The 11,702-nt window shown below is 63.1% G+C and carries 11 protein-coding genes; 3 read left to right on the top strand and 8 right to left on the bottom strand.

What is annotated here, in order from left to right; translation table 11 throughout:
* Nucleotides 1-55 precede the first annotated feature (55 nt).
* The 6 genes from R4P70_RS21770 to R4P70_RS21745 form a co-directional block, all read right to left on the bottom strand.
* Nucleotides 56-1,063 carry a hypothetical protein gene (locus tag R4P70_RS21770; RefSeq protein ID WP_317831739.1) on the bottom strand — a complete coding sequence of 336 codons (1,008 nt, stop codon included), beginning with the start codon at nucleotides 1,061-1,063 and terminating at the stop codon, nucleotides 56-58.
* A complete protein-coding gene (gene hflX, locus R4P70_RS21765) occupies nucleotides 1,056-2,531 on the bottom strand; it encodes a GTPase HflX (protein ID WP_003942213.1) in 1,476 nt (491 codons plus the stop codon). The genes R4P70_RS21770 and hflX overlap by 8 nt, the downstream gene beginning before the upstream one ends.
* 75 nt (nucleotides 2,532-2,606) lie before the next feature.
* A complete protein-coding gene (dapF, locus tag R4P70_RS21760) occupies nucleotides 2,607-3,476 on the bottom strand; it encodes a diaminopimelate epimerase (RefSeq protein WP_283567491.1) in 870 nt (289 codons plus the stop codon).
* 32 nt (nucleotides 3,477-3,508) lie between these two features.
* Entirely contained in the window at nucleotides 3,509-4,180 is a 672-nt protein-coding gene (locus R4P70_RS21755) for a class F sortase (protein WP_317831734.1), read from the bottom strand.
* Between the two features lie 84 nt (nucleotides 4,181-4,264).
* Entirely contained in the window at nucleotides 4,265-5,200 is a 936-nt protein-coding gene (gene miaA / locus R4P70_RS21750; protein ID WP_259119686.1) for a tRNA (adenosine(37)-N6)-dimethylallyltransferase MiaA, read from the bottom strand.
* On the bottom strand, nucleotides 5,188-5,949 hold the full coding sequence (locus R4P70_RS21745; protein WP_283567489.1) for a class III extradiol dioxygenase subunit B-like domain-containing protein: 762 nt from the start codon (nucleotides 5,947-5,949) through the stop codon (nucleotides 5,188-5,190). The genes miaA and R4P70_RS21745 overlap by 13 nt, the downstream gene beginning before the upstream one ends.
* Before the next feature lie 139 nt (nucleotides 5,950-6,088).
* On the opposite strand from R4P70_RS21745, the gene R4P70_RS21740 reads away from it, so the two are divergent.
* The gene (locus tag R4P70_RS21740) at nucleotides 6,089-7,474 is read left to right on the top strand and encodes a DUF349 domain-containing protein (RefSeq protein ID WP_317831726.1); all 1,386 of its coding nucleotides are present in this window, start codon (nucleotides 6,089-6,091) and stop codon (nucleotides 7,472-7,474) included.
* 92 nt (nucleotides 7,475-7,566) lie between these two features.
* Here the strand turns inward: R4P70_RS21740 and R4P70_RS21735 are convergent, their stop codons facing one another.
* Both R4P70_RS21735 and miaB read right to left on the bottom strand, forming a co-directional pair.
* Nucleotides 7,567-8,157, bottom strand: a complete 591-nt coding sequence (locus R4P70_RS21735; protein WP_020907525.1) for a hypothetical protein — start codon at nucleotides 8,155-8,157, stop codon at nucleotides 7,567-7,569.
* Nucleotides 8,154-9,701: a tRNA (N6-isopentenyl adenosine(37)-C2)-methylthiotransferase MiaB gene (gene miaB, locus R4P70_RS21730; RefSeq protein ID WP_044480362.1), complete on the bottom strand. Its 1,548-nt coding sequence runs from the start codon at nucleotides 9,699-9,701 to the stop codon at nucleotides 8,154-8,156. Before miaB ends, R4P70_RS21735 begins: the two co-directional genes overlap by 4 nt.
* A 231-nt stretch (nucleotides 9,702-9,932) precedes the next feature.
* On the opposite strand from miaB, the gene gluA reads away from it, so the two are divergent.
* Entirely contained in the window at nucleotides 9,933-10,661 is a 729-nt protein-coding gene (gene gluA / locus R4P70_RS21725; RefSeq protein ID WP_007735175.1) for a glutamate ABC transporter ATP-binding protein GluA, read from the top strand.
* Between the two features lie 126 nt (nucleotides 10,662-10,787).
* Complete coding sequence (locus tag R4P70_RS21720) at nucleotides 10,788-11,624, top strand: glutamate ABC transporter substrate-binding protein (RefSeq protein WP_020907523.1); 837 nt, start codon at nucleotides 10,788-10,790, stop codon at nucleotides 11,622-11,624.
* The last annotated feature ends 78 nt before the right edge of the window (nucleotides 11,625-11,702 follow it).

Below are 11,702 nucleotides of genomic sequence, written 5' to 3'. Positions count from 1 at the left end.
CGTTCCAGTATCCACATCTACCGGCGGTCTGCGAATTCGTGGAATTATTTGGGAATCAGCGGCGTCGTCGAAATCTCACGAACGCCGCGCCCCCGATCGCACATCCTGCCGCGACCAACCCGGCCCACACGAATGTCCACGGATCGACCCCGACACCGACCGAACCGTCAGACGAGTCAGCCGTCGCTTCTGTCGCGTCCACGAGCGCTCGCATCACGTACACCGGCGGCAACGCTCCGCCGGCAGATTCAGAACCGATCAGAACATCGCCCGCATCGTTGAATGCCACCGCCTCACCCTGAGGCTCCTTCGGGAGCGGGATCCGCAGCGGTTCGGTACCGGTGAGCGTCGCGCCGATTCCGCCGTCCACGACTTCGTACAGGTACAGGTCGGAGTAACTCCGAAGTGCGATCGCCGAACCGTCCGACGACACCGCTCCCCCGGTGAACATCACCGACACGGGCTTCTCCGGTCCGAGGGACACGGCTCCGACGCGCTCGAGCGGCGTCGGGCCGGGCTGCGCCAAGTCACTCAGTTTCTGATCCCCGACCGGTGTGTAGACACTGCTTTCGCCGAACAATTCCTTGGTCACGACAAAAACATGGCCGTCGGGATCTAGCAGTATCGACTCGGTGTCGTGCGCACCGTCCGGGTACGTGAGGCGGTGCAACGTACCGTCACCGGAATCGAGGTCCATCGTGATGAACGCCACTGTTTCGCGGGTCCGGAGGTTGTCACCGGTGTCCGACAGAACGAGCGTTCGCCCACTCACCGCAAGATCTTCGACGTCGTAAGGATCTATCGGGACCGGAATCTGTTTCTGGACAACACAGTTCAGGTCCATTTCGAATACGAAGTCGTCACTGCCGCCGTCACCCATCGCGTAGATCCGATCGTCGACGACGACCATCCCCGACAACTCCTGGAGCGCAGGATCGGTAGGTGTACAGAGTGGGGCGAACTCGCTCGGTTCGAACGACGACGCCTGTGCGAGCGCTCCGGGAAGCAGTGCGGTTGCCGTAGTCGCAGCAAGCACCGCGACCACGGCCCCGAAACTACGCACTAGGTGCGTACTCCACCAATGCCGAGGCCAACATCTGTGGCACGCGTGCGTGCACCCGCGTTCCCGCCTCTTCGTGAGTCGATTCCAAAATCGTTCCGTCCGAGTGGATTCGAGCCATAAGATCACCGCGCGTGTACGGCACCAGCACGTCGACCTCGACCTCCGGCCGAACCAGCACCTCGCTGAGATGTGCTCGTAGTTCAGCGATTCCTTCACCGGTCCGCGCCGAGACGAACACGGCACCAGGCAGCAGACCACGTAGTTGCGTCAAGGTAACCGGATCTGCCGCGTCGATCTTGTTGACCACGATCAACTCCGGCGGAGCCTTCGAATCCGTCTCGCGCAGAACATCGGTGACGACTTCCCGCACAGCCTTGATCTGTTCTGTCGGCAACGGATCCGAACCGTCGACGACATGCAGAAGCAGATCCGCGTCGGTCACTTCCTCGAGAGTCGAGCGGAATGCCTCGACCAACTGAGTCGGAAGGTGTCGCACGAAGCCGACCGTGTCGGTGAGTACGTACTCGCGGCCGTCGTCGAGTGCGGCGCGACGAGTTGTCGGGTCCAAGGTGGCGAACAACGCGTTCTCCACGAGCACACCGGATCCGGTGAGCGAATTGAGCAGACTCGATTTGCCCGCGTTCGTGTATCCGACGATGGCGATCGACGGGATGTCGCTCTGCAGTCGACGGGTCCGCTTGGTGTCGCGGGCGGCCTTCATGCCCTTGATCTCGCGGCGCAGTTTTGCCATGCGCTCACGAATACGGCGACGGTCCGTCTCGATTTTCGTCTCACCGGGACCACGCAGGCCCACACCTCCGTTACTGCCGGCACGGCCACCGGCCTGGCGCGACATCGACTCGCCCCAACCACGCAGACGCGGGAGCATGTACTCCATCTGAGCGAAAGCCACCTGGGCTTTACCCTCACGAGACGTGGCGTGCTGAGCAAAGATGTCGAGAATCAGAGCCGTCCGGTCGATGACCTTGACCTTGACGATCTTCTCCAGCGCCGTGAGCTGCGCCGGCGTCAGCTCACCGTCGCAGACGACGGTGTCGGCGCCGGTCGCCAGGACTACTTCGCGCAGTTCCTGAGCCTTGCCGGAACCGATGTAGGTGGCAGCGTCGGGTTTGTCGCGGCGCTGAACCAGTCCTTCGAGGACCTCGGAGCCGGCCGTCTCGGCCAGTGCGGCCAGCTCGGTCATACTCGCCTCGGCCTGCTCGGCAGTTCCCTGCGTCCAGACGCCGACCAGGACAACTCTTTCGAGTCGAAGCTGGCGGTACTCGACTTCGGTGACGTCCTCGAGCTCGGTCGACAGACCGGCCACGCGGCGCAGGGCGCCGCGATCTGCGAGTTGCATCTCACCGGTCGACGGGTTGCCCGATGCGGACGCTGCCGTGTATTCGGCTTGCGCGTACTCGGACTGCTCGTGAGCGGTGGACTCTTCGTTTTCATGTGTGTTCGTCATACAAGATCCATGGTCCCACGAAACCTGGCCACGGTGCATCCGTATTTCCTGCAGGCGTATTTCCCGCGGGCGATATCACACGAGCGATTGCCACCAGACATCGCTGATCGTCCCGTTCGCCACCAGAACCGAGGACCCCCGCAACGACCCTTCGCCGCCTTCGACGGTGACCTGCACTTCGCCGCCGAGCACGCGCACCAGCACCGAGCCTTCGTCGCGGCCGTCGAACTTCAGCGCCGCGGCCGCAGCTGCGACCGTTCCGGTTCCGCAGGAACGAGTCTCGCCCACACCACGCTCGTGTACGCGCATGTGGACCCCACCGTCGTGGATCGGCGTCACGATCTCGATGTTGACCCCGTGCGGGAAGAACCCCGGATCGAAGCCCGGAGAAACACTCAAATCGAGCGCACTCAAAACTTCTGCCGTCACGTGCTCGTCGACACACGCCAAATGCGGATTACCGACGTCGATGCCGACGCCGGCGAAGACGCGGCCGTCGATTGTTGCCGAACTGGTGCCGAGGTCCTTGATCGGGCCCATCGCCACGGTCACGTCACCATGTGTGGCGTCGTAGCCGTGCACCACGACCGGACGCGCTCCGGCACGACTGCCGACCACGAACTCGTCCTTGCTCTCCAAGCCCGAGGCCTTGAGATAGTGGGCGAATACGCGAACTCCGTTTCCGCACATCTCCGCGATGGAGCCGTCGCTGTTGCGGTAGTCCATGAACCAGTCTTCGGCAGCGACGCCGTCGGGCAGCGCACCGAGCACGCCCGCGTCCGCAAGTGCGCCTGCCCGGGCGACACGAAGGATGCCGTCGGCGCCGAGGCCACGCTGACGATCACACAACGCTGAAACTCGCGCCGGCTCGAGATCGACCCGAACGTCGAGGTCAGGGAGAACAACGAAGTCGTTCTGCGTGCCGTGGCCCTTACTGAAATCCATGGTCGCCATCCTATCCGGACCTACCGACCGACTCACGCAGGTGACGCGGTGACCACGACGTTCTGTTCGTACGTGAAGCCGGACGGCAACGAGGGGTCGGGCACGGTTGCGCCGCCGCAGGTCACGAGGACCAGCCTGGGCGCACCCGTTTCGGAAAAGAACTCGGCCGGCAAAGCCACCTTTTCGTACAGCTTCAGGCTCGCTGCGTGATAGGTGAACATCGTTCCGGTGTCGTCGCTCACGTAGATCGGTGTTCCGGGCTTCATCTGGTGCAGCGCCCACAAGGCGCCGTGCGTGCGATCACCGTCGTCGACGTGGCCGGCAACAAGATTGGTGCCCTCCGAAGATCCGAACTGCACGCCGTTGGTGAAATGCGAAACCTTGTCAGGGTGCGGAAGGATCATTCCGCGGTTGGCGCCGAACCCACTGGTCACGATGTCGGCTCGCACATCGAGATCGGGAATCGCGAGCGTGTTCGGCGGCAGATCCGTTGGCGCAGGCGCCCAACTCGCCCCTGGATCGGTTGGGGCTCCCACGTCGAAGGGTCCTTCGGGAACAGGTGCGCTGATGGGCTTCCCGGCCGCACTCACCGCAAAATAGACGAGCACCCCGCCGACCGCGAGAAATGTGACGAGCAGTAGGAGAAGCGGCAGCCGACCCGCGCGTCGGCCTCTCGGTCGCGCGTGTGTCCCGGTCTGCGCCATGTTCGTTGTCCTCCAGTCCGTCGATCGCGAAACGAATGGATCGCGAAAGAGCTAACTGTAAGATAGCTGATCGGCGCGATCGTGTTACAGGCCGCGATATGCAAGGGCAGCGAAGGCCGAGCGAGCCAGCTCCGGATCGGCACCGTCGAGCCAGTGCACGCGTGCGTCACGACGGAACCATGATCGTTGGCGGCGAACGTAGCGCCGCGTCCCGATGAACGTCCGTTCGAGTGCCTCGGCCAGATCGTATTCACCGTCGAAATGTGCGAGCACCTGTGCGTAGCCGATGGCTCGCGGCGCTGTGACGCCCTCACGCAATCCTTGCTCGACGAGTACGGCGACTTCGTCGACAAGTCCGCCTGAAAACATCAGTTCGGTTCGCAACCGAATCCGTGTGTCGAGTTCTTCCGTATCCCGATCCACGCCGAGAATGCGGGTTCCCCAACGAGGGTCACCGATCTGCGGAGCTGAGGCCGCGAACGGCAGACCTGTCAGCTCGACGACCTCGAGCGCCCGAACCATCCGCCGACCGTCCGTCGGCAGTATCGACGCCGCCGCTACCGGATCAGCAGCAACAAGCGCCGTATGCACCGCACCGACCCCACCGTCGGCCAGCACTGCCTCCCACTTCGCACGAACTTCGGGATCCGTTGCCGGAAAGGACCATTCGTCGAGTAGGGACTGGACGTACATCATGGATCCGCCGACGATCACCGGAACCTTGCCCGCCGCGATCAGATTCTCGGCGATCGCGATCGCGTCGCTTTGATAACGCGCGACGGTGGCGGTCTCCTTCACGTCGAGAACGTCGAGCAGGTGATGCGGAATCCCGCGACGCTCGGCCGGCGTCAGTTTGGCGGTCCCGATATCCATGCCGCGATAGAGCTGCATCGCGTCGATGTTGATGATCTCACCGCCGAATTCCTCGGCCAGTGCCAACGCGAGATCGGACTTTCCCGACGCGGTCGGACCGACAACTGCGATCGGGCGAAGTTCTTCAGGGACGTTCACGGCCGCCACGTCCCGACGTGGTACGCGACGCCGAACGGCGCATCGCTGTAGTCGACCACCGAACGTGTCGTGGTTGACCGAGACGAGTTCATGAAGACACCGGCCAGGACCTGCCACGCCGCACGACCCTGGGCTCCGACACTCCGGCAGAGCTGCGGATCGAGAGCAAGAAGCGCCTCCGGGTCACCGGCGGTCAGGGCATCGTCGATGGCCGATTGCACGCCAGCGGCGCGCTCGTCGAAGCTTCCGGGCGCCTTGGCCGTCAGCGTGGACGCACCGTCAGCCACGATCAGAAGCCCTTGCGGTCGGTTGTCCCTGTCGAGTTGCTTGCGCAGCTGCTGTCCGAATTCACGACATTCATTCACCGACGCCTCTGCACTGACGACGTGCATGTCGACGGTGATCTCCACGTCCGCTCGGGCACGCAGCCAGCCGGCAACAAGGGCGCACAGTTCGAGAGATGGCATCGGTTCACCTGCCGCATCCGCGTCCAGGGACGTCCGGACATCGGCGCCGAATCCCGCGAAAGTACCGATCTGCCCACGTCCGACGCCCGATCGCCAGAGTTCGCCTGCTGCATTCTTGGGTCCTGCATTCTCGGGGCCGACACCGACGCCCACCCAGTGAACCGCCTCGTGAGAGAGCCGGCGCACGGCGGCTATCGCTGTAGCGCGCACCTGAGCGGACTCGGTCGAATCACCGGACAATTCCGGCACGAGTAACGGCGCCGAGGGGACGAGAACAGCGGAAGTCAACACAGTTGCCACGCTAGTCGACCCCGAGGTGGCGACCTCACACCCTCTTACCTGATTCAATAGTCGGAGAACGTGAGTACCGGGTTCAATGGAACCAGGAATGCGATCAGGCAGCCGTGACGCGCGGCAGAGACGAGGACCGATGACCGAGAACAGTGAACCCACCACCGGCGCCGACAGCAGTTCGGCCAGCCCGAGCCCGGCAGCACCCAAACCCGGTGCTCCCAAACCTGGTGGACCACGCCCCGGTGCGCCCCGCCCCGGAGCACCTCGCCCCGGCCCGGCAGCCTCGCATGCCGTCACCGCCGCGCCGGCCAGCGACCCGAGCAAGTTCGGCCGCGTCGAGGAAGACGGAACCGCCTGGGTGAAGACCGCTGACGGTGAACGCCAGATCGGTTCGTGGCAGGCCGGGGACGCCACCGAGGGCCTCGCCCATTTCGGTCGTCGCTACGACGACCTCGCGACCGAGGTCTCGCTACTCGAGGCTCGTCTGACGTCGGGCGCCGGAGACGCCAAGAAGACCAAGGCTGCCGCCATCGCTCTGTCCGAATCCCTCTCCACCGCTGCCGTGATCGGTGACCTCGACGCTCTGGCCCGCCGACTCGACGTGATCGTTGCCGGGTCCGACGAGGCCGCAGCGCACGCGAAGGAAGAGAAGGAACAGTCTCGCGCCGCGAGCACCGCCCGCAAGGAGGCCCTCGCAGTCGAGGCCGAACAGATCGGTTCGGAGTCGACCCAGTGGAAGACCGCGGGTGATCGACTGCGCGAGATTCTCGACGAGTGGAAGACGATTCGCGGAATCGACCGCAAGGTCGACGACGCACTGTGGAAGCGGTACTCCAAGGCTCGCGAGTCCTTCAACCGACGGCGTGGAGCGCATTTCGCCGAACTCGATCGTGATCGTGCGAGCGCCCGTTCGACGAAGGAAGAACTGGTCGACCGCGCCGAGAAGCTGTCGACCTCCACTGAATGGGGACAGACCGCTGGAGAATTCCGCGATCTACTCAGCGAGTGGAAGGCTGCCGGCCGCGCACCGCGCGAGGCCGACGACAACCTGTGGAAGCGCTTCAAGGGCGCTCAGGACGTGTTCTTCGCCGCACGCAACGCTGCTGCATCCGAGCGCGACGCCGAATTCGAGCAGAACGCGGTTGCAAAGGAAGAGCTGCTCGCTGCGAACGCGAACATCGATCCGGCACACGGACTCGAGAACGCTCGTGCAGCGCTGCGCGACCTGCAGGAGAAGTGGGACGCGATCGGCAAGGTGCCGCGCGACCGGATGCAGGAACTCGAAGCGAAGCTCCGGGCCATCGAAACCAAGGTGCGCGACGCCGTCGACGCCGAGTGGCGTCGTACCGATCCGGAAGCACTTGCCCGGGTCGCGCAGTTCAAGGAGCGGGTCAGCCAGTTCGAGGAGCAGGCCGCCAAGGCTCAGGCTGCCGGCAAGACGAAGGACGCCGAGAAGGCTCTCGCTCAGGCAAAGCAGTGGCGTGAGTGGGCCGAAGCAGCCGAGAGCGCTGTCAGCGAGTAGCAGACGACAAACGAGTACGACAACAACGCCGGCTGACTCCGAAAGGAGTCAGCCGGCGTTGTCTTGCGCTATTGGCTAAGAGAACTTCCGTGTCAGCCGACGTTCCATTCCTGATGCTTCTCGGCTTCAGCCGCAGCGATCCGGCGTTGCTCCTCGGCGGCGAGCTGAATGTTGGTTCGCGTCCAGACCACCTTGAGCCAATGGAACGTCAAGAACACGACGGCAAACCATCCGATGACCAGCCCGATCGACGGTCCTGCCACGTTGAATCCGGCGGGAATGGTCTGACGTGACCAGACGGCCATCATTCCCAGCGCACTCGCCACGGCACTACCGGCCAGCGCGACCCACGCCAGACTCCAGCGCCGCGTCACGAGTGCGAGCATCGAGAATCCGATGCCGAAGATGACAACGAACCACACGAACAAGCGTGAGAACAGTGCAATCCGTTCACTTTCCGCGTCCTGGTTGTACGCGAGCACATCCCAGCCGTTCGCAACTCCCGCATGGGGCAGTGCAAGTGTGCCGACCAGCACGAGCACCGCAACCGCGACAACCATGGCGCGCGCACCCGGATCGATTTCTCCCGCGACCTTGCGTTCCGCGTCGTCGAGGTCCTTGCGGTAGCCCTCGAAGGCGTCGTCGCCCGGCTGAGGTGTCTTGTTCTCGTGTTGCGAGGTCATGCGTTGCATCCCATCTGGACGGGTTGTGGGGCTGGGGCACCGATCTTCGGTAGTCCGAGACCTACGCCGATGGGCGGGGTCTTGGGTGTGATGCCCTTTTCGAACGAATCACCGGCGCGGGTCCGACGGTGTGTGAGCACTCCGTCATCGGCCACGAGGTGATGGGGGGCTCCGTGGGTGACGACGACCGTCACCACGTCGCCGGGTCGGATTGTGCCGTCGAGGTTTCCCTCGGGTCGGAAATGCACCAGGCGGCCGTCTCGCGCGCGACCGCTGAGACGGTGAGTCGCTGCGTTCTTGCGGCCCTCACCCGCAGCCACCAGCAGTTCTACCTCGGTGCCGACGAGTTTGCGATTTTCCTCGATGTTCACTTCTTCCTGAACCGCGAGCAATCGCATGTAGCGTTCCTGGACAACCTCTTTGGGGAGTTGATCGGCCATCTCCGCCGCCGGCGTGCCCGGGCGCTTGGAGTACTGGAAGGTGTAGGCGTTGGAGAATCGCGCCTTACGCACGACGTCCAGCGTCTCCTCGAAATCCTCTTCCGTCTCCCCCGGGAACCCGACGATGATGTCCGTGGTGATGGCGGCGTGCGGCATTGCGGCGCGCACCTTCTCGATGATCCCGAGGTACTTCGACTTGCGGTACGAGCGCTTCATCGCCTTGAGAACCTTGTCCGAACCGGACTGCAACGGCATGTGCAGCTGCGGGCAGACGTTGGGAGTGGTTGCCATCGCTTCGATGACGTCATCGGTGAACTCTGCCGGGTGCGGCGATGTGAACCTGACCCGTTCGAGGCCGTCGATGTGTCCACACGCCTTCAAGAGGGAGGCGAAGGCTCCGCGATCGCGCGGTTGCTCCGGATCGGCGAACGACACGCCGTAGGCGTTGACGTTCTGTCCGAGCAGGGTCACTTCCGAGACACCCTCGTCGACGAGTGCCTGCACCTCGGCCAGAATGTCGCCGGGACGTCGATCCACTTCCTTGCCACGCAAGGCCGGAACGATGCAGAACGTGCACGTGTTGTTGCAGCCCACCGAGATGGAAACCCAACCTGCATAAGCAGATTCGCGCTTGGCTGGCAGTGTCGACGGAAACGCCTCGAGTGCGTCGAGGATTTCGACTTCGGCGCGCTGATTGTGACGCGCGCGGTCGAGCAGCGCGGGAAGCGAGCCGATGTTGTGAGTGCCGAAGACGACATCGACGAACGGTGCCTTCTTGACGACGGTGTCACGATCCTTCTGCGCCAGGCACCCACCGACCGCGATCTGCATGTCGGGGTTCGCCTCCTTGTTGGGGGCGAGCTGGCTGAGGTTGCCGTACAACTTGTTGTCCGCGTTCTCGCGGACCGCACACGTATTGAAGACGACAAGATCAGGATCGGTTCCGGTCTCCGCCTTCGAATACCCGGCGTCCTCGAGCAGACCGGACAGTCGCTCGGAATCGTGGACGTTCATCTGACAGCCGTACGTCCGCACCTCGTAGGTGCGAACAGGCGTAGCAGTTGCCTCCGGAACTGCAGTCGGCTCCGGAAGTGCAGGGGACATTTCGTCGATCAGTGACACGCTTCAGCCTAGCTCACGTCCACTACGACGTGTAATAACGCCCTGATAAACAGCCGAAACGCGACATAAACGTCGTCACAGTAAAATTTCCATTACATATGGCAAGAACCATGGCGAAATCACGGGCGTCGACGCAAACTACGCCTAAGGTTCTCGTTTATGACCCAAGCCGACGATGCGACGACGCCGACCACCTCCGGCGATTCCACATCCATGATTTCGATGACCTCGGTGAACAAACACTTCGGGGAACTTCACGTCCTGCAAGAGGTCAATCTCGAGGTACCCAAGGGCCAAGTGGTGATCGTCCTCGGTCCGTCGGGCTCCGGTAAATCGACTCTGTGCCGCACCATCAATCGCCTCGAACCCATCGACTCCGGCACCATCGCCGTCGACGGAAAGACGCTCCCCGAAGAGGGCAAAGCACTTGCCGCACTTCGTGCCGACGTCGGGATGGTCTTTCAGTCTTTCAACCTGTTCGCGCACAAGACGATCCTCGAGAACGTCATGCTCGCACCGATGAAGGTCCGCAAGGCAAAAAAGGACGAAGCCAAGAAGACCGCGCAGGCGTTGCTCGAACGTGTCGGTATCGCCAATCAGGCCGACAAGTACCCGGCGCAGCTTTCCGGCGGTCAGCAACAGCGTGTCGCCATTGCTCGCGCTCTTGCGATGCAGCCGAAGGTGATGTTGTTCGACGAGCCCACCTCCGCTCTCGACCCCGAGATGGTCAACGAAGTCCTCGACGTCATGACCTCCCTCGCGAAGGAAGGCATGACCATGCTCGTGGTCACGCACGAGATGGGCTTCGCGCGCAAAGCCGGCGATCGTGTGCTGTTCATGGCTGACGGCCAGGTCGTCGAAGACACCACGCCCGAAGAGTTCTTCACCCATCCCAAGTCGGATCGGGCCAAGGACTTCCTCGGCAAGATCCTCACGCACTGATTACAGTCTCCCCTCCGACAGTCCTGTCCTCGTCCACAAGACAACTTGCTCGACTGCACCGTTCACCTCGGCTGCACCGTTCATCTCGACTGCACTGTTCGTGTGTCGACAACTGAGAGGATCTTCATGAAGATCAATCGTTCCGTCCGTTTCGGAATCGGAATCATGGCCATCGCGTTCGCTGCCACGGCCTGTGGCGGCGGCGAGGAGAACAAGTCGATCACCGAGAGCGCTTCCGACGGCACTCTCACCGTCGGCATCAAGTTCGATCAGCCCGGCCTCGGTCAGCGCAACCCTGACGGCACCTTCTCCGGCTTCGACGTCGAGGTAGCCCGTTACATCGCAAACGAACTGGGCGTAAAGCCCGAAGGCATCACCTTCAAGGAATCTCCGTCAGCCCAGCGCGAGACCCTGATCCAGAACGGCGAGGTCGACTACATCGTCGCGACATACTCGATCACCGACACGCGCAAGGAAAAGGTCAGCTTCGGCGGCCCGTACTTCATCGCAGGCCAGTCGCTGCTCGTTCGCTCCGACAACACCGACATCACCGGCCCCGATTCCCTGACCGGCGGCAAGAAGCTCTGCTCGGTGTCGGGTTCGACTCCGGCGCAGAACATCCAGGACAACTACGCCAAGGACGTCCAGCTCCAGCCGCTCGACACCTACTCCGCTTGTGTCGAGGCTCTGCGCAACGGCGCTGTCGACGCTGTCACCACCGACGACATCATCCTCGCCGGCTACGCTGCCCAGTACCCGGGCGAGCTTAAGGTCGTCGGAGAACCGTTCACGACCGAAAAGTACGGTGTCGGCCTGGCCAAGGACGATTCCGAGGGTCGCGGCAAGATCAACGATGCCATCGAGAAGATGATCTCCACCGGCGCGTGGGAAGAAGCCTTCAACAACACCGTTGGTGCTTCGGGCTACCCGATCCCGGCCCCGCCCACCGTTGATCGTTACTGACCTGCTTTTTTCACCGTCAATCTCGCTGCGGCTCCCCATTTCGGGAGCCGCAGCGCGTGACGCCACCAACGGAGATCC

This window comes from Rhodococcus sp. IEGM 1241 (assembly GCF_033142365.1).
Classification (GTDB): Bacteria; Actinomycetota; Actinomycetes; order Mycobacteriales; family Mycobacteriaceae; genus Rhodococcus_F; species Rhodococcus_F erythropolis.
This window is presented reverse-complemented; position numbering and strand designations above follow the sequence as displayed.